This window comes from Serratia fonticola (genome assembly GCF_001006005.1).
In the GTDB taxonomy this organism is placed as follows: Bacteria; Pseudomonadota; Gammaproteobacteria; order Enterobacterales; family Enterobacteriaceae; genus Chania; species Chania fonticola.
The window spans coordinates 3,088,079-3,109,912 of the sequence record NZ_CP011254.1 but is presented as its reverse complement, the minus strand read 5'-3'; the positions used below and the strand labels follow the sequence as shown (position 1 = coordinate 3,109,912).

Genomic DNA, 21,834 nt, shown 5'->3' with positions numbered 1-21,834 from the left:
CTGGCGCGCCTCCCGATTTACTTAATCCGTTTGCCGGAGACATCAACAATCTTTTCGCCGTCCTCTTTGGCCAATGCCCCTATTTGCGGATCGGGCAGGATATCAAGCACCGTTTCGGAGGGGCGGCATAGGCGGGTCCCCAGCGGCGTCACCACAATCGGCCGGTTAATCAGAATCGGGTGTTGCAGCATAAAGTCGATCAGTTGCTCGTCGGTGAAGACGTCTGCTGCCAGCCCTAACTGCTCGTAGGGTTCCACATTATTGCGCAGCAAGGCCCGCACGCTGATCCCCATGTCTGCAATGAGTTTCGCCAGTTCAGCGCGGCTGGGGGGTGTCTCCAGATAATGGACGATCGTTGGCTCTGTACCGCTGTTGCGAATCAGCGCCAGCGTATTACGTGAGGTGCCGCACGCCGGGTTGTGGTAGAACGTAATCATGGGTGTTCCTCGCTACAAAGTGATGGATAGACGTAACGCCAAGGCCGTCAGCGTGACCAACAACACGGGTACGGTCATGATAATTCCGGTACGGAAGTAATATCCCCAGGTGATCGTCATGTTTTTCTGTGACAAGACATGCAGCCAGAGCAGCGTTGCCAAGCTGCCAATCGGCGTGATTTTTGGCCCCAGATCGCAGCCAATAACGTTGGCGTAAATCATGGCCTCCTTAATCACTCCTGACGCAGTACTCCCCTCAATGGACAGCGCGCCAATCAACACCGTTGGCATATTGTTCATAATGGATGACAGGAATGCGGTCAGGAAGCCGGTGCCAAGCGTGGCGGCCCATAAACCATTCTCCGCCAGCAGGTTCAACACGCCGGAGAGGTACTCCGTTAGCCCGGCGTTGCGTAGGCCATAAACCACCAGATACATCCCCAACGAGAAAATGACGATCTGCCAAGGCGCGCCGTGCAGCACCTTCCCGGTGTTGATGGCATGGCCTCTTTTGGCCACCGCAAACAGGATCAGCGCCCCCACGGCAGCAATAGCGCTGACCGGAATGCCGAGCGGCTCCAGCACGAAGAAACCCACCAACAGCAGGATTAATACCACCCAGCCAGTTTTGAACGTGGCCGGATCTTTGATGGCTTTCGCCGGTTGTTTCAGTCGTTCAAGATCATAGGTCGGCGGAATGTCCTTGCGAAAGAATAGGTGCAGCATCACCAGCGTCGCGATAATCGCAGCGATATCGACAGGCACCATCACCGAAGCATATTGCGTGAAGCCCAGACCAAAGAAGTCTGCCGAGACGATATTGACCAGATTGGACACAATCAGCGGCAGACTGGCGGTATCAGCAATAAACCCGGCAGCCATGACAAACGCCAACGTGGTGCCTTTGCTGAACCCAAGCGCCAACAGCATGGCGATCACTATGGGGGTCAGGATCAGCGCTGCTCCATCGTTGGCAAACAAAGCCGCCACGGCTGCGCCTAGTAACACGATGTAAGTGAACAACAGGCGCCCCCGCCCGTTTCCCCAGCGGGAGACATGCAGCGCAGCCCATTCGAAAAAGCCAGACTCATCGAGCAACAGGCTGATAATGATCACGGCGATAAAGGTCGCCGTGGCATTCCAGACAATATTCCACACCACCGGGATATCGGCAATCTGCACCACTCCGGTGATCAAGGCCAGCCCCGCGCCAAGTGTGGCACTCCACCCAATCCCTAACCCTTTCGGCTGCCAGATCACCAGCACAATGGTCAGGATAAATATCGCCCCAGCCAATAACATACTTACCACCTCAATTTTATATATGTATTTTCATATGTGTTTGCGCAAAAAATTTAGCTACACAGGGTTTTGCCCTCGCTGGAGCCATTCGCCGCTGCCAGCTTACGTGCCATAGTGTGGACTTCGTCCTGTTGGCTCAACCAGGCTTGTTCAACAACCAGGGCTGCCCAGGCAGGAATATGCGGGGAAAGACGATAATGCACCCACTTGCCCTGCTTACGATCCAGCAGCAACCCGCACTCTCTTAGCATTGCCAAGTGGCGCGAGATCTTGGGTTGCGACTCTTCCAGCCCGGTGCAAAGATCGCAAACGCACAGTTCACCCAGCTGTTTGAGCAGCAACACGATACCCAGGCGGGTTTCGTCCGACAGGATTTTGAACAGCTGCAAGGAAGTCAGGGTCATAGGTCTCTCCACTACGATCGGTGGATAAATCATACCCACAGGCGCTTTCAAGTCAACAACACATTTGAATTTTCATATATGTTTTCTTCCCTTGCCCCAGAAAGCGGTCAACGTTGTGTCGCTCCGGCAATATGGCTTTACATTTAAGCCAATTAAGAAGCCATAATGCGGCAATATATTCACACCCCGGCAACAAATAATATTGCACCAAATAGTGTGAGCCTGTTCAAGACGAAAAACGCCCAATAATGCTATTTATTCTGCATGGTTTTCTCTAACGTGGATCTGCGTCATCATGAATCATTTAGAACTGCAGGCACTGCGTCAGCTTTTTTTTATGACGGTCGAAGAATGTGCGACATATATTTCACCTGACAACAATTTAGCTACATGGCAACAATGGGAGCGTGGTGAAAGTGAAATACCGGACGCTATTATTGATACATTCACAAAAATGATTAAAAAAAGAAAAACCCACATCAACGCCATCATCGACAAGATCAACAATCGCATTGGGAATAACACCATGCGCTTCTTCCCCGATTATGCGTCCTTCCTGGCTGTCTACCCCCAAGGTGATTATCTGGAATGGAAAATTTATCAGTCGGTTGCCGCACAACTTTATGCTTATGATCTAGAGCGGCTATGTTAACCCAAACTAATAGGATAAATCGCGCTCGTTAACCTGGACGGAATTTAATAAGGACGGCTTATCAACACCGTCTGCCCATAGTTTTAACTGACTATCACTCCTGACAGCAGGCTAACGCCTGTAACAATCTCGTGCCCAGCCGTTTTTCCCGGCACGAATTATTTATTATGAACGAGTTTCTGAGCAACAACCTATGGAAAACAAGTATGTACCAACGGCCTTGGGGCTGTATCTGAACTATCTGGTGCACGGTATGGGGGTAATATTAATCAGCTTGAATATGCCTTATCTGGCAGAACAATGGCACACCGATGCCGCAGGCATCTCTATCGTCATCTCTTCTTTGGGCATTGGCAGGCTAAGTGTGTTATTAATCACCGGCATGTTATCCGATCGTTTTGGCCGCAGACCCTTTATTTTCCTGGGGATAGTGTGCTATTTGGGCTTCTTTTTCGGCATTCTGCTTAGCCACACCATTATTATCGCTTATGTATTTGGTTTTTTAGCCGGCGTCGCCAACAGTTTTCTCGACTCGGGCACCTACCCTACGCTGATGGAGGCGTTCCCCAAGTCGCCAGGCACTGCCAATATCTTGATCAAAGCCTTTGTCTCCGGCGGCCAGTTTATGTTGCCGATGGTCATCAGCCTGCTGGTCTGGGCTGAGGTCTGGTTTGGCTGGTCCTTCCTGATCGCCGCCGGCATTATGCTGCTCAACGGCCTGTTCCTGCTGCGCTGCCCATTCCCCGCTCACCCGGGGCGACGAGTGGCCGCCGAGCCCGATGTAGCTACAGATGACAATCACCGCTGTTCCATTGTTGATCTGATCAGCTATACCCTCTATGGCTATATCGCCATGGCCACCTTTTACCTGATCAGCCAGTGGCTGGCACAGTATGGCCAGTTTGTGGCGGGTATGAGCTATACGATGTCGATCAAGCTGCTGAGCATCTACACTATCGGCTCACTGATGTGCGTATTCATCACCGCCGGGCTGGTAAAGAAAAGGTTTAAATCAACCACCTTTCTGATGCTGTATACCTTTATCTCTTTCATTACCTTACTCACCGTTTGCCTGTATCCCAACATGTACGTCGTGATGGTTTTCGCCTTTGTTATCGGCTTCTCTGCCGCAGGCGGGGTCATGCAGTTGGGGCTGACGCTGATGGCTACCCGCCTTCCCAATGCGAAAGGCAAAGCCACCGGCATCTATTACAGCGCCGGCAGCCTGGCAACCTTCACCATTCCGTTGATTACCGCCAAGATTTCCGAAACCAGTATCGCCAACATTATGTGGTTCGATACCGCTATTGCAGCCTGTGGTTTTCTACTGGCGCTGTTTATTGGCTACCGTAGTCATAAAGAAGCTAACCGTCCCTTCAAGATGGCCCAAGTTATCAACTGATCCCACACCTTTTACCTCCTCCTGAACACGCAGATAAACGGGCGCAGCATGCAGCGCCCCTACGTTATGAGCCGGTTGGAAAATGTGGTTTTATTCCTCCGGCTGGCTGCAGAGACAATATTATTATGACCGCATGCAATATGAGACAGTATTCAGCCTGAGGTTGCCCCCCAGACAAAGTAAATAGCTTGTTAATAACCATTAGCTTTCACTGCTCCCAAAAAGGAAACACCTGGCTACAGCCCTTCGCACCTAATTTAGCTGGGGAAATACCGGCACAATTCGGCAACACCATCACGCGCCGTCTCAGCATCTTTCCCTGCAATAAAGTTGAAAACTAAAACGGCATATTACGTATTTATCACCTACTGCATTACCTATACTCAGCACACGTCAGGTTGCCGGTGTATTGGCGGTTATCCATGACCAAAGTTATTTACCGCAGTGTGACTTATCGGGATATTTCCACCCATTACTTTCCCGCAATGATTAACGATTGATTAAAAAGAAAGGCCACCAGAACAACAGGTCCCCTGGATCCAAAAACGTAAAAAATTAGCGACAAGCGGAGAACAGCATGAGCCAGAGCAAGGCCTTCAAAGCGCCATTTTTGTTAGCGGTCATCAGTATCTATTTGAGTTATTTTCTCCACGGCGCCAGCGTCATTACGCTGGCGCAAAACATGACGCCACTGGCCGAGAAGTTCGGCACCGACAACGCGGGTATTGCCTACCTGATATCCGGCATTGGGTTGGGCCGGCTAGTCAGTATTCTGTTCTTTGGCGTGATATCGGATAAGTTTGGCCGCCGCGCCGCCATTTTGATCGGCGTCGCCCTGTATATTCTGTTCTTCTTTGGCATCCCGGCCAGCCCTAATCTGATCGTCGCCTTTGGCCTGGCGGTTTGCGTTGGCGTTGCCAATGCGGCGCTTGATACCGGCGGCTATCCTGCCCTGATGGAGAGCTATCCCAAGACTTCCGGCTCGGCGGTGATCCTGGTGAAAGCCATGGTCTCTTTCGGCCAGATGTTTTATCCGATGCTGGTCAGCTACCTGCTGGTCAGCCACATCTGGTACGGCTACGCAATGGTTATCCCGGGGATCCTGTTCGTCCTGATCACCTTGCTGCTGCTTAAAAGCAAGTTCCCGAGCCAGCTGGTTGATGCCTCCGTGGCCAAAGAGTTGCCGCAGATGAACAGTAAGCCGCTGGCCTGGTTGGAGGGCGTCTCCTCCGTTATCTTCGGCGTAGCCGCATTCTCTACCTTCTACGTGATCGTGGTCTGGATGCCTAAATACGCCATGGCATTTGCCGGTATGGCGGAGGCCGACGCGCTGAAAACCATCTCCTGGTATAGCCTTGGCTCGCTGATGTGCGTGTTTATCTTCGCCCTGCTGTTAAAAAGCACCGTACGCCCGGTGTGGGCCAACGTGTTTAACGCCGGTGTCTCGGTGATCGCGGCAACCATTATCTATCTGTATCCCTCACCGCTGGTTTGTAACCTTGGTGCCTTTGCGATTGGTTTCTCTGCCGCCGGTGGGATATTGCAACTTGGCGTCTCCGTCATGTCGGAGTTTTTCCCGAAAAGCAAAGCCAAGGTCACCAGCGTTTATATGATGATGGGCGGGTTAGCCAACTTCTTGATCCCGTTGATTACCGGCTACCTCTCCACCATTGGTTTGCAATACATCATCCTGCTGGATATTGCCTTTGCCCTGCTGGCATTTGTTACCGCCATCATCGTCTTCATTCGCTATTACAGAGTATTCAAAGTCCCGCAAAGTGACCTGCGATTGGGTGAGCGCTTTTTCCAATAACCCAAAACAGCAATTACGCAGGTTTGCGCCCCACACGAACATGGTTAGACAAGGAGTTTAGAATGGATGTAACCGCAAAATATGAGCTTATCGGGCTGATGGCCTATCCGATCAGACACAGCTTATCGCCAGAGATGCAAAATAAAGCATTGGATAAAGTCGGGCTACCTTTTACCTATATGGCTTTCGAAGTCGACACCACCACCTTCGCCAGTGCGATTGAAGGGCTGAAGGCGTTAAAAATGCGCGGCACCGGCGTCTCGATGCCTAACAAGCAGTTTGCCTGCCAGTATGTCGATGAGTTGACGCCAGCGGCCAAACTGGTCGGCGCTATCAACACCATCGTCAACGACGACGGCTATCTGCGCGGCTATAACACCGACGGTACCGGGCATATTCGGGCCATCAAGGAAACCGGTTTTGATATCAAGGGCAAAACCATGGTGCTGGTCGGCGCGGGTGGCGCATCTACCGCTATCGGCGCTCAGGCCGCCGTTGAAGGCATCAAAGAGATCAAGCTGTTTAATCGTAAGGACGAGTTCTTTGAACAGGCGCTCGCCTTCGCCAAACGGGTCAACGACAACACCGACTGCAAGGTAACCGTGACCGATCTGGCAGACCAGCAAGCGTTTGCCAGCGCCATCGCCAGCGCGGATATCCTGACTAACGGCACCAAAGTCGGGATGAAGCCGCTGGAAAACGAGAGTATCGTCAGCGACATCGCCATGCTGCGCCCGGAACTGCTGGTGACGGAGTGCGTGTATAACCCGCACATGACCAAGTTGCTGCAAATGGCCCAACAGGCAGGTTGCAAAACGGTGGACGGTTACGGCATGTTGTTATGGCAAGGCGCCGAACAGTTCAAGCTATGGACTGGCAAAGATTTCCCACTGGAATACGTTAAGCAGGTAATGGGATTCGAGGCGTAGCATTCCCGTAGCGCGTGGTGATGGGCTTAAATCACCACCTTATTGATTGCGGCAAAACAGCATGCAAAAGGTAAAAATGAAAACCATAACCGTAAAAAACATTGTGTTCGGCGAAGGTGCGCCAAAAATCATTGTCTCGCTGATGGGTAAAGATATCCCTAGTGTGGTGGCTGAAGCGCAGGATTATCGTCACGCCGATTTCGATATTCTGGAGTGGCGCGTCGATCATTTTGCGGATGTTGCCACGCTCAGCAACGTGATAGCCGCCGCACATCAGATCAAAGAGATCATTGCCGACAAGCCGCTGCTGTTCACCTTCCGCAGCGCCCAGGAAGGCGGTGAGCAGGCGTTGCCCGCACAGGCCTATATCGCGCTCAATCTGGCGGCGGTGGACAGCGGCCTGGTCGATATGATCGATCTGGAGCTGTTTACCGGTGACGAACTGGTCAAAGAGGCCGTGGCCCATGCCCACGCCAAGAACGTCAAAGTCATCATGTCGAATCATGATTTCCATAAAACGCCGCCGCAGGAGGAAATCGTCAAACGCCTGTGCAAAATGCAGGAATTGGGCGCCGATATTCCGAAAATCGCCCTGATGCCGCAAAACAAAAGTGACGTATTGACGCTGCTGGCCGCGACGCTGGAAATGCACGAGAAGCATGCCCACGGACCGATAATCACCATGTCGATGGCCAAAACCGGCATTGTGTCCCGGCTAGCGGGCGAAACCTTTGGCTCAGCGGCTACCTTTGGCGCAGTCAAGAAAGCCTCCGCACCTGGGCAAATCTCCGTCACGGATTTACGCACCATATTAACGATACTGCATTAATTCAGTGGTGCACTGATATTACTGTCGGCGGGAATAATAGTATTCCCGCCGAATAAAACAAGTCACTTAAAAGAGCATTCAATTTTAATGCAGCTTAATTGCGGCATCCGCACGCCTGCGTGTGGGTTTGGTCGCCCCGCAAAATAAATGCATCGGTCATCAACAGGAGTAGTTATGGATCTGGTAAAGCCGAAAAGATTCAATGGCAGAGTCCCGGTATTATCGGCACAAGAGGCGGTAAATTATATTCCTGACGAAGCCACCTTGTGCGTATTAGGGGCCGGTGGCGGTATTCTGGAGGCCACCACCTTAATTACCGCGCTGGCAGAAAAATATCAAACCACGCAAACCCCGCGTGACCTGTCATTAATCAGCCCGACAGGGTTAGGTGACCGGGCCGATCGTGGCATCAGCCCGCTGGCACAGGTCGGGCTGGTGAAGTGGGCGCTGTGCGGGCATTGGGGGCAATCCCCACGCATCTCCGATCTGGCCGAGCAGAACAAGATTGCGGCCTACAACTATCCCCAAGGCGTGTTGACCCAAACCCTGCGGGCCGCAGCGGCGCACCAGCCGGGGATTTTAAGCGAAATCGGGATTGGTACCTTCGTCGATCCGCGCCAGCAGGGCGGCAAACTCAATGAGGTGACCAAAGAAGATCTCATCAAGCTGGTCGAGATCGATAACCAGGAATATCTCTACTACAAGGCTATTGCGCCCAACGTCGCCTTTATTCGCGCCACCACCTGCGACAGCGAAGGCTATGCCTCGTTCGAAGACGAGGTGATGTATCTGGACGCATTGGTGATTGCCCAGGCGGTGCACAACAACGGCGGCATCGTGATGATGCAGGTGCAAAAGATGGTCAAGAAGGCGACGCTGCACCCTAAATCAGTGCGCATCCCTGGCTATCTGGTTGATATCGTGGTGGTCGATCCACAGCAGACGCAGCTGTATGGCGGCGCCCCGGTGAACCGCTTTATTTCCGGCGATTTCGTGCTTGATGACAGCACCCAAATCGCCCTGCCCCTTAACCAGCGCAAACTGGTGGCGCGACGTGCACTATTTGAGATGCGTAAAGGAGCGGTGGGCAACGTTGGGGTGGGCATTGCCGACGGCATCGGCCTGGTCGCTCGCGAAGAGGGGTGTGCCGATGATTTCGTACTGACGGTCGAGACCGGCCCCATCGGCGGCATTACCTCTCAAGGCGTGGCCTTCGGTGCGAACGTCAACACCCGCGCCGTGCTGGATATGACCTCTCAGTTCGATTTCTACCACGGCGGTGGGCTGGATGTCTGTTACCTGAGTTTTGCCGAAGTGGATCAACAGGGCAACGTTGGCGTGCACAAATTCAACGGCAAAATCATGGGAACCGGTGGCTTTATCGATATCAGCGCGACGTCGAAAAAGATTGTGTTCTGCGGCACCCTGACCGCCGGCAGTTTAAAAACCGAGGTCGCCGACGGCAAGCTGAATATTGTGCAGGAAGGGCGCGTCAAAAAATTCATCAAGCAATTACCAGAGATCACCTTTAGCGGCAAAATCGCGCTCGAGCGGGGATTAGACGTGCGCTACATCACCGAACGCGCCGTCTTTACGCTCAAAGCCGATGGTCTGCACCTGGTTGAAATTGCCCCCGGCGTCGATCTGGAAAAAGACATTCTGGCAAAAATGGATTTCGCCCCGGTTATTTCCCCGCAGTTAAAACTGATGGACGAAAGACTGTTTATCGACGGCGTCATGGGTTTCACTTTACCTGAAGCAGTATATTAAAAGGAGTAAGGCTATGGACTTTTCTTTAACTGAAGAGCAGGAACTGCTGCTTGCCAGTATTCGGGAACTGATCGGCAATAACTTTTCGGAAGAGTATTTCCGCACCTGCGATCAGACCTCAACCTACCCTACCGAGTTTATGCGCGCGCTCGCCGATAGCGGTATTTCCCTGTTAGGTGTGCCGGAAGAATTCGGCGGCATTCCGGCGGACTATGTCACCCAGATGCTGGCGCTGATGGAAGTCTCCAAATGTGGCGCACCGGCGTTCCTGATCACCAACGGCCAGTGTATTCACAGCATGCGTCGTTTCGGCTCAGCCGAACAGCTGCGCAAGACGGCAGAAAGTACGCTGGCCACCGGCGATCCGGCCTATGCGCTGGCCCTGACCGAACCGGGCGCAGGCTCGGACAATAGCGCCGCGACCACCACCTACACCCGTAAAAACGGCAAGGTGTATCTGAACGGGCAAAAAACCTTTATCACCGGTGCGAAAGAATACCCGTATATGCTGGTACTGGCGCGCGATCCCGAGCCCAAAGATCCGAAAAAGGCCTTCACCCTGTGGTGGATGGAATCCAATAAGCCGGGCATTAAGGTCAATCCGCTGCACAAGATCGGCTGGCACATGCTGAGCACCTGCGAAGTTTACCTCGATAACGTTGAGGTGGATGAGAGCGATATGGTCGGTGAAGAAGGCATGGGCTTCCTCAATGTGATGTACAACTTTGAAATGGAACGCCTGATCAACGCCGCACGCAGCGCTGGCTTCGCCGAGTGCGCGTTTGAAGATGCCGCCCGTTACGCCAACCAGCGTATCGCCTTCGGCAAGCCGATCGGCCATAACCAGATGATCCAGGAAAAGCTGGCGCTGATGGCGATCAAGGTCGACAACATGCGCAATATGGTGATGAAGGTCGCCTGGCAGGCGGATCAGAAGCAGTCACTGCGCACTAGCGCCGCGCTGTGTAAGCTCCACTGCGCCCGTACGGCGATGGAAGTCATTGATGATGCCATCCAGATCATGGGCGGGCTGGGGTATACGGATGAGGCTCGCGTTTCCCGCTTCTGGCGTGACGTGCGCTGCGAAAGGATTGGCGGTGGCACCGATGAAATCATGATTTACATTGCTGGCCGCCAGATCCTGAAAGATTACCAGAGCAAATAAGGCACTAAAACGCCAGGAGGTAGCCAAAGCCAACCTCCTGGCGAGTTATCAATAAGCCACCAGCAGACTCAACCCGGTAAACACACCGGTTCCGCCAAGTTATTATTGAACTGTTTACGATAATCACTTGGGGAACATCCGACATGGCGCATAAATAATTTGGCAAAATGGTCGACGTTTTCGTACCCGACCCGCCAAGCGATCTCATTAAGGCTGTTATCGGTATTAGTCAGCGTAAACTTGGCCTCGGTGATCCGGCGTTGAATAACGTAATTAATCGGTGATATATGATATTCACGAGCAAACTCATGGCAAATATAGCTGACGCTGGCGCGGAACTTTTTAGCTAGCTGTTCGAGAGTGATCTTTTCACGATAATTATTATTCAAATAAACCAGCACATCCTTCACCAACACATCTTTTTTAATGTATCCCAATTCTGAACGGTAAGCGTTTTTAAAGTTCTCATAAAACAGCGCGGTGAGGGCATAACCATAAGCATCATAAATCGATGAGGTTAACTCGTTTTTCTGCTGGGGTAACCTGACGCCGAGTTCATGAAGGATCGTTTTTATCACCTCCCCCCCTTGCCCAACGGAAACTACCGGGCAGGAGTGAGGCTGTAAAATCTGATTTTCTTCCCAGCCCTGAAATTTGAAACCATAGACAGCACAGGTATAGGTGGTGGCCGGGGAGGCGCTGTCCGATGCCACCGCGTGCAGGCGGCCAGGCTCAATAACCACGATATCACCAGCGTGTGCCACGTAGTAAGAGGAGTCGATGACCAGCCTGGCCACCCCCTGCTTAACGTAAATCAGCTCGCTCTCATCATTATGCACATGATGCCCAGACTCCCAGTTGGGATCGTCACTGATGACGAACCGCGAGAGTTTTGGCGTCATCCCCTGCGCAAAAAGGGCTTCTTTTTTATTATCGAAACAGCGCTGAAACATGGCAACCTCCACACAATACAGTTGGCTTTGGCAAAATGATCAGTGGCTAAAATAGAGCGACAGAAAACAATATACAATATGAGCCCAGACGACTAAAACAAGATAGTTTGCCCCGCATGCAAGATGGCACGAAAATAAAATCTCTACGATCGCGCCGCCAGCTTACCTTGCTCACTGGCAAACCACTTTCCCGCACGGCAATCCATCCGTTATTAGCCGTTTTTTTGCAAGATTGTTAGCAACAAAAACAGATTATCCAGTCGTAAATCCCCCTGCGCACTCGCAATATATTGTCATGCTTTTTGTCCTTTCCGCTGATAGAACGCTCTCTGCCGCCAGCGAGCGACCCACAGGAGATATCATGAAAATAATAACCTGCTTTAAGCTGGTCCCCGAAGAGCAAGATATTGTGGTTACCGCACAACGTACGCTCGATTTCGATCACGCCGAAGCCAAAATCAGCCAGTTCGATTTGAATGCGATCGAGGCCGCCACCCAGTTGGCAACCGAGAACGATCAGATTACCGCGCTCTGCGTGGGCGGCTCGCTGCTGCAAAACTCCAAGGTGCGTAAGGACGTGCTGTCGCGCGGCCCTCATGAGCTTTATCTGGTGCAGGATGCGCAACTGGAAAACGCGCTGCCGATGGATACCGCACACGCGCTGGCCGCCGCCGCAGACAAAATCGGCTTTGACCTGATGCTGTTTGGTGAAGGTTCCGGGGATTTATACGCCCAGCAGGTGGGCCTGTTGGTTGGGGAAATCTTGCAGCTCCCTACCGTTAATGCCGTTAGCCAGATCCAGTTTGCCGGTGACCGTGTGCTGGTTGAGCGCACGTTAGAAGAAGAGGTGGAAGTGCTTGAACTACCACTTCCAGCAGTGATCTGCGTGACCTCAGATATTAACGTTCCCCGCATTCCGACGATGAAGGCGATCCTCGGCGCCGGGAAAAAGCCGGTCAATCAGTGGCAAGCCAATGACATTGCCTGGAGCCAGACGCCGCCTTTGGCCGAGCTGGTCGAGATCACCGTACCGCCACAGAAACAGCGCCAACGCATCATTCTGGAAAATGACTCGCCGGAAGCCATTGCCGAGCTGGCGGACCATCTGAAAAAAGCGCTGAACTAACCCACGACTGGAGAAAATCATCATGAGTAAACTGACAAACGTATGGGTGTTCAGCGACAACGTTGAGCGCTACGGCGAACTGATGGCAGGCGCACGCCAGTGGGGCGAGCATGTTTATGCCATCGTGCAGGACAGCGAACAGGTTGCCAGGCTCAAGTCTCTAGGTGCAGATGGCATCTACGTGCTGGAGAAAACCTCCACACTGCAGCGCATTGAAAATTATGCTGAGACCCTGGCGGACATCCTGAAAGAGGTCAACGGCGAACAGACTCCGGCCCTGGTGCTGATGGCAGCCACCAAACGCGGTAAAGCACTCACCGCCCGCCTGGGGGTGTTACTGAACGCAGCGGTAGTGAACGATGTAACCGCCGTACACGTCGACGGGGCTGATTTCATCGCCGAACATCGTATGTACGGCGGATTGGCCTTCGGTAAAGAAAAAATCAATACCACCACCGCCATCATCACCTTGGCTCCCGGCGTGATGGAGCCTGCTGCTGCCGACCCGGCGCATGACTGCCTGGTCACTCAGCTCAGCTATGTTGCCCCACGCCAGGAAATCCTCTGCAAAGAGCGCCGTGCCAAAGCGCTGAGCAGCGTCGATCTCAGCAAGGCCAAACGCGTGGTTGGTGTCGGACGTGGGCTGGCAGCACAGGACGACCTGAAAATGGTCCATGAGCTGGCAGCCTTGTTGGGAGCGGAAGTTGGCTGTTCTCGTCCTATCGCCGAGGGCGAAAACTGGATGGAGCGCGAGCGCTATATCGGGGTATCTGGCGTGCAGCTGAAATCCGATCTCTACCTGATGTTGGGCATTTCCGGGCAGATCCAGCATATGGTCGGCGGCAACGGTGCCAAGATCATTGTCGCGGTGAATAAAGACAAAAACGCCCCGATCTTCAACTATGCCGATTACGGCCTGGTGGGCGACATTTACAAAGTGGTCCCTGCCCTGATCGACCAATTTGGTCGTTAACCCTTTGATACACCGCACGCATCCCGCCGCATACCCGCGGCGGGATAGGGAGCATAAGCATGTCGGATGATAAATTTGATGCCATCGTGGTCGGTGCTGGCGTCGCAGGTGCCGTAGCCAGCTACGTGATGGCGCAGGCCGGGCTGGATGTGCTGGTCATTGAACGCGGCAACAGCGCTGGCAGTAAGAATATGACCGGGGGCCGCCTGTATGCCCATAGCCTGGAACGCATCATGCCGGGGTTCGCGGAAGAAGCGCCGGTAGAGCGCAAGGTCACCCGCGAGAAGATCTCTTTCATGACGGAGGAAAGCGCCGTCACGCTCGATTTTCACAGCGAAAAACCGGACATTGCCGCTCAGGCGTCTTATACCGTGCTGCGCAACCGCTTCGATCCCTGGCTGATGGAAAAAGCCGAACAGGCCGGAGCACAGTTTATCTCGGGCGTCCGCGTCGACGCGCTGATACGGGAAGGTAATCAGGTTACCGGCGTGCAGGCGGGCGACGATATCCTGAAGGCTGACATAGTGATCCTGGCCGACGGCGTGAATTCCATGCTCGGCCGCTCGATTAACCTGTTGCCCCCTTCTTCGCCACATCACTATGCCGTAGGCGTCAAAGAGCTTATCGGTTTATCCCCCTCGGTGATCGAAGATCGCTTTAACCTCTCTGGCAATGATGGCGCCGCCTGGCTGTTCGCCGGTTCTCCGTCCAACGGCCTGATGGGGGGGGGATTTCTCTATACCAACCGGGACTCCATCTCTCTAGGGCTGGTATGCGGCCTGGGAGAGATTGGCCTCGCGGGGAAAAGCGTGCCCCAGATGCTGGAGGACTTTAAGCAGCACCCATCCATTCGCCCGCTGATCCAGGGTGGAAAGCTGCTGGAGTACGGTGCTCACCTGGTTCCGGAAGGTGGCAAGGCGATGATACCCACGCTGGCTGACGGCGGCGTGATGATCGTCGGCGATGCGGCAGGATTCTGCCTGAACCTGGGCTTTACCATACGCGGCATGGATCTCGCCATTGCATCGGCCCAGGCGGCTGCCAATACGGCCATTGCAGCCAAGCAGCGGCAGAACTTTTCCGCCAGTAGCCTGGGGGAATATAAGCACGCCTTGGAGCAAAACTGTGTGATGCATGAGGTGCACCACTTCCGCAAAATCCCTGCGCTGATGGAAAACCCGCGCCTGTTTACACAGTATCCGCGCATGGTCGCGGACATCATGGGGGATATGTTCACCATCGATGGCAGCCCTACCCAGCCCGTGCGTAAGGCTCTGATGAAAAGGGTGAAACAGATTGGGTTGATGAATTTATTAAAAGACGGCATCAAGGGGGCAACAGCGCTATGAGCAGCGAAAATCCGGTCAACGTAGACGTCAAGCTGGGCATCAACAAGTTCCATGTTAATGAGGGCCACCCGCACATCATTCTGGTGGATAACCCCAATATGGACGAGTTCCGTAAGCTGATGCTGGCCTGCCCTGCCGGGCTGTATAAGCAAGACAGCGCAGGCAATATCCATTTCGATTCTGCCGGTTGTCTGGAGTGCGGCACCTGCCGCGTGCTGTGCGGCGACACCATTCTTAAGCAGTGGGAATATCCTCTGGGGACGTTTGGCGTCGAGTTTCGCTACGGGTGAGCCTGTTAACGTCTGCCTGAAAGAGCGTGCCAGCCCCTCACCCCAACCCTCTCCCGTAGGGAGAGGGAGCTGATAGCCCTTGCACTTTTGGCAGTAAAGAGACCATCTCAGCAAACCGCTCGTCACTCATCAAAGGTGAGTCACTACAATTTCAAACACGCTCGATCGGTCCCCTCTCCCTGTGGGAGAGGGTTAGGGTGAGGGGCAATGTTTACCGGACCAGAACAGTTCAACATCCCCCAGAAATAATGAACAGAGATAAACCAATGAGTGTCACGATAAAACTCAATCCCGAACGCCGGGCCAAATACCGGCAACAGGGTTTTTGGGGCGACGCCTCGCTTGCCGATTACTGGCATCAAACCCTGCAGGCCATGCCGGAAAAGATTGCCGTGATCGACAATCGGGGGACGTCCTACACTTATGCCGCCCTCGACCGCGCGGCAAGTAGCTTGGCAACATGGCTGATCTCCTGCGGTATTCAACCGGGTGACCGCGTCGCATTTCAGCTTCCCGGCTGGTGTGAGTTTACCGTGATCTACCTGGCCTGCCTGAAAACGGGGGCAGTTTCCGTTCCCCTGCTCCCCTCCTGGCGAGAGGCCGAGCTGGTCTGGGTGCTGAACAAATGCCAGGCCAAGGTGCTGTTCGCGCCGACCTCGTTCAGAAACACCCGGCCAATTGACCTCATCCTGCCGCTGCGGGATCAGCTTCCCGATCTGCTAGAGGTCGTTGCCGTCGACAAGCTATCCCCCGCAACCGCAACACCTGCACTTAGCCAGTTGCTGCGGGATACTCCGCCACTGACCACACCGATCAGCGTGCATGGCGATGAACTGGCCGCCGTGCTGTTCACCTCCGGCACCGAAGGCAAACCCAAAGGCGTGATGCTGACGCACAACAATATTCTGGCTAGCGAGCGTGCCTACTGCGCGCGGCTCAATCTCACCTGGCTGGATACCTTCCTGATGCCCGCACCGCTGGGGCATGCGACCGGTTTTTTGCACGGCGTCACGGCCCCCTTTCTGATTGGTGCACGCAGCGTCCTGCTGGATATCTTTAATCCACTCGATTGCCTTGCCCTGCTGCAACAAGAGCGCTGTACTTGCGTGCTCGGAGCGACGCCTTTTGTCTATGACCTGTTATGCACCCTGCAACAGCAGCCACATGACATCTCATCGCTGCGCTTCTTCCTGTGTGGCGGTACCACCATCCCGAAAAAAATTGCCCAGGACTGCCTACAAATGGGCATTAAACTGCTCAGCGTCTACGGCTCAACGGAAAGTTCGCCCCACGCGGTGGTCAACCTGGACGATCCCCTTTCCCGCGTGCTCAACACCGACGGTTTTGCCGCACCTGGGGTAGAAATCAAAGTGGTGGATAAAGAGCGCAACCCACTCCCCAACGGCGAAGAAGGCGAAGAGGCCTCGCGTGGCCCCAACGTATTTATGGGGTATCTGGATGAACCCGAGCTGACTGCCCGCGCGCTGGATGAGGATGGCTGGTACTACAGCGGTGACCTGTGCCGCATGGATGCTGACGGCTACATTAAAATCACCGGCCGCAAGAAGGATATTATCGTGCGCGGCGGGGAGAATATCAGCAGCCGCGAAGTGGAGGATATTCTGATGCAACATCCGCGTATCCATGATGCCGCGATTGTCGCCATGCCGGATGAACGATTAGGGGAGAGATCCTGCGCCTACGTGGTGCTAAAGGCCGCTTACGGTTCGCTCACCCTGGAGGAGGTCATCACGTTCTTTGGCCGCAAACGGGTCGCCAAATACAAATACCCGGAACATCTGGTGGTGGTGGACAATCTACCGCGTAACGCCTCGGGCAAGATACAAAAGTTCCTGCTACGTCAGGATATTATCCAGCGTCTTGGTGAAGAGGTCGCTCATTGCTGATCTATGTGGGCGCAGTATGCTGCGCCCCAAGGTAGGAAGCCGGTTAAGGCTTTATCAATCTGACTTCTTTGTGTGATCGGCACGTATATCAAGCAAATCAGTATAGGTCACTACGACGCTCTGATTCACTTTCAGATCTTTCATGCGCGCCTGGATAGCAGGATCTTCAACAGAAACGACCTTCTGACGCCCCGCTGGCCCTTCAAAGGTGATCTCGTGCTTTTTCACATCAATATGCGTGATTTTCAAGGTCAGATTGACCTGATGCACGGCATTGACGTTAGGATTTGGATTGTTCTTGGTGGCGTTGCTTTCTTCATAAAGGCTAGTGATCGCCGGCGCAGCCTTATCCAGATCGGTATCAAGTTTAACGATGCGCGAGCGCACTATCGTGGCTTGGATCGTATCCCCCGCCTTTAAATGGGTTAAATCCTTTGCCTGATCGGTCAGTTTAAAACTGACGTTATGCCCTTCTGCCCCAGCCAAAACCACCACACGGTTTTGTTGGTCGACTGAAACCACTTTCGCAGCGAACTGATCGGTTTGGACCTCTCCGGCCAGAGGGATAACGTCTGCATAGGCTGAAGTGATACTGATGGCCAGGAGGGAAAGTGCGGTGGTGGCTTTAATCAACGAGCGGATAACTTTCATTATACAACTATCCTTATTTATCAATGGTCAATCAAACGGAAATGCATTTCTCTACTAGTCATTCATCACTAGCAAAAGAAGTCATGCATTTAAACCACATGGCATTGAATCACCACGCTAATCGTACCACAGTTAGGATAGTCAAAACTTATGCCTCGGGCAAAGGCACAGCAAAAATGCTGTCACGCCCCGTGGCCGCAAGCCCTGAAATAACAAATAAAATTGATAGGTTTCAACAGGAGAAATGAAAGGCTCTGGCAACAGGGCTCGAACCTGTGTCCAGTCGGATGGAGAGCCGACTGCTCTACCACTGAGCTATACCAGACATCCAAATGACATACTGTTGACTATTTTGATAGAGGTCAATTGATCAACCAGTTTAGTCGTGAAATGCCCCCTGCGACCAAGTTAAACTCACCGAACCTGGCCCGCTTTGTTATTCCTACCGCGTTCACCGTGGAGCACAAAATTGTTTAAATACCGGATGAATCGGCTAGCGCTGATCGCTGTCGTCGCCTTGCCCACCGCTGTCAATGCAGCCCCTAACGTGCAGGTAGGATTTTCGCCGGAGGGTTCGGCGCGAGCGTTGGTGCTGAACATTATTGGCCACGCACATCAGTCAATCCAAATGATAGGTTATTCTTTCCAGGCACCAGATATCACCCAGGCGCTGGTAGCAGCGCACAATCGGGGAGTCGAGGTGCGCGTGGTAGTCGATAAACGCCGGAATCAGGGCAAAGCCAGCCAGGCCGCAATTAACTACGCGGCCACTCACGGCATACAGATACGCATCGATGGGCATTATCATATTCAGCACGACAAGACGATGATTGTCGATGGCAAGACGGTGGAAACCGGCTCGTTTAACTATGCTCCCTCAGCTGAAACTCAAAATAGCGAAAACGTGGTGGTACTGCGCCATATGTCCGACGTTACCAGGCAGTTCATCGCACACTGGCAAAGCCGCTGGGATTTGGGCCTGCCTTACAAAGTGAGGCTTGAAGCCACGAAACTGCCACATTGATGAATTCTATTCATAGTGCTTATCCTATTATCCGCGATTATCTCCCTGCCTTTACCCGCTAACATAGTTTAACGCGCTTTCGGTCATATATAGCGAATCCGCCTTAGTGCCTACCATCATCAGCAGCGGCTGGTTGATAACATCCATGTTGCTGTGACCGGCCGCAAACTCGACGTTTAACGACATAAAATTGGAGGAACTCCCGAATGCAAACACGTTATCTCGGTAAGTCCGGGCTGGAAGTATCAGCACTGGGCCTGGGCTGCATGGGGTTGAGCTTCGGCTATGGCCCGGCAACGGATACGCGTCAGGCCGTTGAACTGATCCGCGCAGCCGTTGAGCGTGGCGTGACCTTTTTCGATACCGCCGAAGTCTATGGCCCGTATCTGAATGAAGAAGTGGTCGGCGAAGCCTTAAAACCCTTGCGCGATCGGGTCGTGATCGCCACTAAATTTGGCTTTACCTTTGGTGATGACAACAAACAGCAGATTTTAAACAGTCGCCCGGAGCATATCCGCCAGGCGGTGGAAGGCTCATTGCGTAGGCTTAAAACCGACGTGATCGATCTGTTGTATCAACACCGCGTCGATCCCGATGTGCCCATTGAAGATGTTGCAGGCACCGTGAAAGATCTGATTGCTGAAGGCAAGGTCAAACACTTCGGCCTGTCAGAGGCTGGCGTTCAAACCATTCGCCGCGCTCATGCGGTACAGCCGGTTACCGCCCTACAGAGTGAATACTCAATGTGGTGGCGCCAACCTGAGCAGGAAATCCTGCCGGTGCTGGAAGAGTTAGGTATTGGGTTCGTGCCATTCAGCCCCTTGGGAAAAGGCTTTTTGACCGGAGCCATCAAGACCGGCACGACCTTCGGTGAAGATGATTTCCGCAGCAAGGTGCCGCGTTTTGCCGCAGAGGCACTGGAAGCGAATGAGCAGTTGGTCAGCCTGCTGGCAATACTTGCCGCAGAGAAAGGCGTGACGTCAGCGCAAATTGCTCTGGCCTGGCTACTGGCACAAAAACCGTGGATTGTCCCCATCCCAGGAACAACCAAACTGCATCGGCTGGAAGAGAATCTGGGGGCCGCAGATCTCATTCTTTCCCAGAATGATTTGCACAAGATTACTCAAGCGCTGGAGAAGGTGAAAATCGTGGGTGAACGTTATCCGGCCGCCTTACAGGCTCGCGTGGGTCGTTAAGGTTTACTCGGGCTTGCGGTTTCCCGCAGGCCATTCAATCACCATAACGCAACGCATCAATCAAAAGAGCAAACGCGGGAGGATGCTGCTTTCTACTTGGGTAATAGAGGTAGTAACCCGGGAAAGAAGGGCACCACTCTTGCAGCACCTGAATGAGTTCTCCGGATTTGACCAAGCCCTGGACCATATCCTCTGGCACGCAGGCAAGGCCAAATCCTGACAGCACCGCGTCTATTCTTTCCGACAACAAGTTCAGCGTCAGTTGCCCCTCAACCCTGACGCGCAGCGGCTTACCTGCTTTCTCAAACTCCCAGTGATATAAACCGCCTGCGGTAGGTAAACGCATATTAATGCACCGATGATCCTGCAGTTCATGTGGTGTCTGCGGAATGCTGTTTGTAGCGAAATACGCTGGTGCCCCCACCACTACCATGCGCATATCCGGGCCGATCTTCACGGCAACCATGTCCTTATCGACGCTTTCGCCAAGGCGTACTCCGGCATCGAAACGCCCCTCGACAATATCGACAAAGCCGTTATCCACCACCAGCTCAACGTTGATTTCCGGGTATTGCCGTAGAAACGGCTTTAGCTTTGGCCATAGCAGGCTGCGCACCGCGTGCTCGCCCGCCGAAAGCCGGATATTACCGGAAGCGGAACCATTCAGTTGAACGAGGGCTTCCAACTCCTGTTCAAGGTCTGCAATACGGGGTTCGAGACAGGCAATGATCCGCTCACCCGCCTCCGTGGGGGCAACGCTGCGAGTGGTTCTAGTTAGCAGACGCAGGTTTAAACGCTCCTCCAGCGCCTTTATAGCGTGGCTGAGTGCAGACTGTGAAACACCCAGCTTACCCGCCGCTTTGGTAAAACTTCGCTCCCTCGCCACGACGAGAAAAACCTGTAGCTCATTGAAGTTTTCTTTCAGCATGCGTATTTCCTTGGTTGACGTAAACCTTGCCAGTGCGAACCGAACTTATGAAATTGATTCATGGACACTACCATTTTAGCCCCGTTGCCGACAAAGGTTGTTGATAACACTCCAACAAAAACGTTCTCGTGCCACCAGATTTTTTGGATGGTGCTATATTTTATGAACTGACCCCACTCTTCCGAGAAGACATATGAAAAAACATCCTTTTAGCATTGCCGTTGGTGTTTTATCTCCTCACATGTCATTTTCGGCCTGTACTGCCAAAGTAGATGAAAAATATCATTATTCATAAATTATTATCCACTACGTCGATGATAACCCACTAATACACACCTAACAGACAAGGTGGCGCAACCCATAGCGCTCTTACCTCATCCGTCGGGTTCGTTTGCTTAGCCGAGGCCACCATGTTCCTAAATTACTTTGCGTTAGGCGTACTCATTGTTGTCTTCCTCGTCATTTTTTACGGGATCATTATTCTCCATGACATTCCTTATCTGATTGCAAAAGCACGCAATCATCCGCATGCGGACGCGATCCATGTTGCGGGTTGGGTCAGTTTGTTTACTCTGCATGTGATATGGCCTTTTTTATGGATATGGGCCACGTTGTACCGGCCAGAGCGCGGTTGGGGCATGCAAGGCCAGCAAGATTCATTTGCCCGCTTAGAGCAAAGAATAACCGAGCTGGAACAAAGCATCGGCGAAACCAAAACACCTTCTGCGGAGTAA

The 21,834-nt window shown here is 53.1% G+C and carries 22 protein-coding genes and 1 tRNA gene; 15 read left to right on the top strand and 8 right to left on the bottom strand.

The genetic code is table 11. From position 1 onward, the window contains the following. Positions 1-17: 17 nt before the first annotated feature. Genes arsC through WN53_RS13760 form a run of 3 tightly spaced genes read right to left on the bottom strand, consistent with a single transcriptional unit; the run spans position 18 to position 2,143 of the window. A complete protein-coding gene (gene arsC, locus WN53_RS13770; protein ID WP_024483680.1) occupies positions 18-437 on the bottom strand; it encodes a glutaredoxin-dependent arsenate reductase in 420 nt (139 codons plus the stop codon). 12 nt (positions 438-449) lie between these two features. After that, positions 450-1,739, bottom strand: a complete 1,290-nt coding sequence (locus WN53_RS13765) for an arsenic transporter (RefSeq protein ID WP_046808081.1) — start codon at positions 1,737-1,739, stop codon at positions 450-452. A gap of 53 nt (positions 1,740-1,792) precedes the next feature. Continuing rightward, on the bottom strand, positions 1,793-2,143 hold the full coding sequence (locus WN53_RS13760; RefSeq protein WP_024483679.1) for a transcriptional regulator: 351 nt from the start codon (positions 2,141-2,143) through the stop codon (positions 1,793-1,795). Between the two features lie 295 nt (positions 2,144-2,438). Between WN53_RS13760 and WN53_RS13755 the strand changes: the two genes are divergently transcribed. The 7 genes from WN53_RS13755 to WN53_RS13725 all read left to right on the top strand — a co-directional run bounded on the left by WN53_RS13755 (position 2,439) and on the right by WN53_RS13725 (position 10,703). Then, positions 2,439-2,795, top strand: coding sequence for a YdiL family protein (locus tag WN53_RS13755; protein WP_037411538.1), 357 nt, complete (start codon positions 2,439-2,441; stop codon positions 2,793-2,795). Positions 2,796-2,988: 193 nt separating this feature from the next. After that, positions 2,989-4,197, top strand: coding sequence for an MFS transporter (locus WN53_RS13750; protein WP_024483677.1), 1,209 nt, complete (start codon positions 2,989-2,991; stop codon positions 4,195-4,197). A 577-nt stretch (positions 4,198-4,774) separates the two neighbouring features. After that, positions 4,775-6,010 (top strand): MFS transporter, encoded by a 1,236-nt coding sequence (locus WN53_RS13745; RefSeq protein WP_024483676.1) that lies wholly within the window; start codon positions 4,775-4,777, stop codon positions 6,008-6,010. 62 nt (positions 6,011-6,072) lie between these two features. Then, complete coding sequence (ydiB, locus tag WN53_RS13740; RefSeq protein ID WP_024483675.1) at positions 6,073-6,939, top strand: quinate/shikimate dehydrogenase; 867 nt, start codon at positions 6,073-6,075, stop codon at positions 6,937-6,939. 76 nt (positions 6,940-7,015) lie between these two features. Beyond that, positions 7,016-7,768 carry a type I 3-dehydroquinate dehydratase gene (gene aroD, locus WN53_RS13735; protein ID WP_024483674.1) on the top strand — a complete coding sequence of 251 codons (753 nt, stop codon included), beginning with the start codon at positions 7,016-7,018 and terminating at the stop codon, positions 7,766-7,768. Positions 7,769-7,942: 174 nt separating this feature from the next. Further along, a complete protein-coding gene (locus WN53_RS13730; RefSeq protein WP_024483673.1) occupies positions 7,943-9,538 on the top strand; it encodes an acyl CoA:acetate/3-ketoacid CoA transferase in 1,596 nt (531 codons plus the stop codon). Between the two features lie 13 nt (positions 9,539-9,551). Next, positions 9,552-10,703, top strand: coding sequence for an acyl-CoA dehydrogenase (locus tag WN53_RS13725; protein WP_024483672.1), 1,152 nt, complete (start codon positions 9,552-9,554; stop codon positions 10,701-10,703). A gap of 68 nt (positions 10,704-10,771) precedes the next feature. Here WN53_RS13725 and WN53_RS13720 read toward each other — a convergent pair whose 3' ends face one another. Next, the gene (locus WN53_RS13720) at positions 10,772-11,656 is read right to left on the bottom strand and encodes an AraC family transcriptional regulator (RefSeq protein ID WP_024483671.1); all 885 of its coding nucleotides are present in this window, start codon (positions 11,654-11,656) and stop codon (positions 10,772-10,774) included. A gap of 361 nt (positions 11,657-12,017) precedes the next feature. Here WN53_RS13720 and WN53_RS13715 point away from each other — a divergent pair, with 361 nt between their 5' ends. The 5 genes from WN53_RS13715 to fadK all read left to right on the top strand — a co-directional run bounded on the left by WN53_RS13715 (position 12,018) and on the right by fadK (position 17,301). Continuing rightward, complete coding sequence (locus tag WN53_RS13715; protein WP_024483670.1) at positions 12,018-12,782, top strand: electron transfer flavoprotein; 765 nt, start codon at positions 12,018-12,020, stop codon at positions 12,780-12,782. Positions 12,783-12,804: 22 nt separating this feature from the next. Then, positions 12,805-13,755 (top strand): electron transfer flavoprotein subunit alpha, encoded by a 951-nt coding sequence (locus WN53_RS13710; protein WP_024483669.1) that lies wholly within the window; start codon positions 12,805-12,807, stop codon positions 13,753-13,755. A 59-nt stretch (positions 13,756-13,814) separates the two neighbouring features. Next, positions 13,815-15,104 carry an FAD-dependent oxidoreductase gene (locus WN53_RS13705; RefSeq protein WP_024483668.1) on the top strand — a complete coding sequence of 430 codons (1,290 nt, stop codon included), beginning with the start codon at positions 13,815-13,817 and terminating at the stop codon, positions 15,102-15,104. After that, complete coding sequence (locus tag WN53_RS13700; protein ID WP_024483667.1) at positions 15,101-15,394, top strand: ferredoxin family protein; 294 nt, start codon at positions 15,101-15,103, stop codon at positions 15,392-15,394. The genes WN53_RS13705 and WN53_RS13700 overlap by 4 nt, the downstream gene beginning before the upstream one ends. A 266-nt stretch (positions 15,395-15,660) precedes the next feature. Beyond that, positions 15,661-17,301 (top strand): medium-chain fatty-acid--CoA ligase, encoded by a 1,641-nt coding sequence (gene fadK, locus WN53_RS13695; RefSeq protein ID WP_024483666.1) that lies wholly within the window; start codon positions 15,661-15,663, stop codon positions 17,299-17,301. Between the two features lie 54 nt (positions 17,302-17,355). On the opposite strand, the gene WN53_RS13690 is transcribed toward fadK, so the two are convergent. Continuing rightward, a complete protein-coding gene (locus tag WN53_RS13690) occupies positions 17,356-17,952 on the bottom strand; it encodes a hypothetical protein (RefSeq protein WP_024483665.1) in 597 nt (198 codons plus the stop codon). A 252-nt stretch (positions 17,953-18,204) separates the two neighbouring features. Further along, positions 18,205-18,277: transfer RNA gene (locus WN53_RS13685), tRNA-Glu, on the bottom strand. Positions 18,278-18,436: 159 nt separating this feature from the next. Here WN53_RS13685 and WN53_RS13680 point away from each other — a divergent pair. Continuing rightward, a complete protein-coding gene (locus tag WN53_RS13680) occupies positions 18,437-18,976 on the top strand; it encodes a phospholipase D family nuclease (protein ID WP_024483664.1) in 540 nt (179 codons plus the stop codon). A 51-nt stretch (positions 18,977-19,027) separates the two neighbouring features. Here the strand turns inward: WN53_RS13680 and WN53_RS29035 are convergent, their stop codons facing one another. Continuing rightward, a complete protein-coding gene (locus tag WN53_RS29035; protein WP_261464907.1) occupies positions 19,028-19,162 on the bottom strand; it encodes a hypothetical protein in 135 nt (44 codons plus the stop codon). A gap of 20 nt (positions 19,163-19,182) precedes the next feature. On the opposite strand from WN53_RS29035, the gene WN53_RS13675 reads away from it, so the two are divergent. Further along, on the top strand, positions 19,183-20,172 hold the full coding sequence (locus tag WN53_RS13675) for an aldo/keto reductase (protein ID WP_024483663.1): 990 nt from the start codon (positions 19,183-19,185) through the stop codon (positions 20,170-20,172). A gap of 34 nt (positions 20,173-20,206) precedes the next feature. Here WN53_RS13675 and WN53_RS13670 read toward each other — a convergent pair whose 3' ends face one another. Further along, complete coding sequence (locus tag WN53_RS13670; RefSeq protein WP_024483662.1) at positions 20,207-21,100, bottom strand: LysR family transcriptional regulator; 894 nt, start codon at positions 21,098-21,100, stop codon at positions 20,207-20,209. 410 nt (positions 21,101-21,510) lie between these two features. On the opposite strand from WN53_RS13670, the gene WN53_RS13665 reads away from it, so the two are divergent. Further along, the gene (locus tag WN53_RS13665) at positions 21,511-21,834 is read left to right on the top strand and encodes a DUF3302 domain-containing protein (RefSeq protein ID WP_024483661.1); all 324 of its coding nucleotides are present in this window, start codon (positions 21,511-21,513) and stop codon (positions 21,832-21,834) included.

What these genes read in the sequence shown, in the direction of transcription:
- WN53_RS13670 (WP_024483662.1), bottom strand. Translation starts at nt 21,100, where the DNA reads ATGCTGAAAGAAAACTTCAATGAGCTACAGGTTTTTCTCGTCGTGGCG.
- fadK (WP_024483666.1), top strand. Translation starts at nt 15,661, where the DNA reads ATGAGTGTCACGATAAAACTCAATCCCGAACGCCGGGCCAAATACCGG.
- WN53_RS13755 (WP_037411538.1), top strand. Translation starts at nt 2,439, where the DNA reads ATGAATCATTTAGAACTGCAGGCACTGCGTCAGCTTTTTTTTATGACG.
- WN53_RS13765 (WP_046808081.1), bottom strand. Translation starts at nt 1,739, where the DNA reads ATGTTATTGGCTGGGGCGATATTTATCCTGACCATTGTGCTGGTGATC.
- WN53_RS13730 (WP_024483673.1), top strand. Translation starts at nt 7,943, where the DNA reads ATGGATCTGGTAAAGCCGAAAAGATTCAATGGCAGAGTCCCGGTATTA.
- WN53_RS13725 (WP_024483672.1), top strand. Translation starts at nt 9,552, where the DNA reads ATGGACTTTTCTTTAACTGAAGAGCAGGAACTGCTGCTTGCCAGTATT.
- WN53_RS13745 (WP_024483676.1), top strand. Translation starts at nt 4,775, where the DNA reads ATGAGCCAGAGCAAGGCCTTCAAAGCGCCATTTTTGTTAGCGGTCATC.
- WN53_RS13690 (WP_024483665.1), bottom strand. Translation starts at nt 17,952, where the DNA reads ATGAAAGTTATCCGCTCGTTGATTAAAGCCACCACCGCACTTTCCCTC.
- WN53_RS13750 (WP_024483677.1), top strand. Translation starts at nt 2,989, where the DNA reads ATGGAAAACAAGTATGTACCAACGGCCTTGGGGCTGTATCTGAACTAT.
- WN53_RS13720 (WP_024483671.1), bottom strand. Translation starts at nt 11,656, where the DNA reads ATGTTTCAGCGCTGTTTCGATAATAAAAAAGAAGCCCTTTTTGCGCAG.
- WN53_RS13705 (WP_024483668.1), top strand. Translation starts at nt 13,815, where the DNA reads ATGTCGGATGATAAATTTGATGCCATCGTGGTCGGTGCTGGCGTCGCA.
- WN53_RS29035 (WP_261464907.1), bottom strand. Translation starts at nt 19,162, where the DNA reads ATGTCGTTAAACGTCGAGTTTGCGGCCGGTCACAGCAACATGGATGTT.
- WN53_RS13680 (WP_024483664.1), top strand. Translation starts at nt 18,437, where the DNA reads ATGAATCGGCTAGCGCTGATCGCTGTCGTCGCCTTGCCCACCGCTGTC.
- WN53_RS13665 (WP_024483661.1), top strand. Translation starts at nt 21,511, where the DNA reads ATGTTCCTAAATTACTTTGCGTTAGGCGTACTCATTGTTGTCTTCCTC.
- WN53_RS13710 (WP_024483669.1), top strand. Translation starts at nt 12,805, where the DNA reads ATGAGTAAACTGACAAACGTATGGGTGTTCAGCGACAACGTTGAGCGC.
- ydiB (WP_024483675.1), top strand. Translation starts at nt 6,073, where the DNA reads ATGGATGTAACCGCAAAATATGAGCTTATCGGGCTGATGGCCTATCCG.
- WN53_RS13700 (WP_024483667.1), top strand. Translation starts at nt 15,101, where the DNA reads ATGAGCAGCGAAAATCCGGTCAACGTAGACGTCAAGCTGGGCATCAAC.
- WN53_RS13760 (WP_024483679.1), bottom strand. Translation starts at nt 2,143, where the DNA reads ATGACCCTGACTTCCTTGCAGCTGTTCAAAATCCTGTCGGACGAAACC.
- WN53_RS13675 (WP_024483663.1), top strand. Translation starts at nt 19,183, where the DNA reads ATGCAAACACGTTATCTCGGTAAGTCCGGGCTGGAAGTATCAGCACTG.
- WN53_RS13715 (WP_024483670.1), top strand. Translation starts at nt 12,018, where the DNA reads ATGAAAATAATAACCTGCTTTAAGCTGGTCCCCGAAGAGCAAGATATT.
- arsC (WP_024483680.1), bottom strand. Translation starts at nt 437, where the DNA reads ATGATTACGTTCTACCACAACCCGGCGTGCGGCACCTCACGTAATACG.
- aroD (WP_024483674.1), top strand. Translation starts at nt 7,016, where the DNA reads ATGAAAACCATAACCGTAAAAAACATTGTGTTCGGCGAAGGTGCGCCA.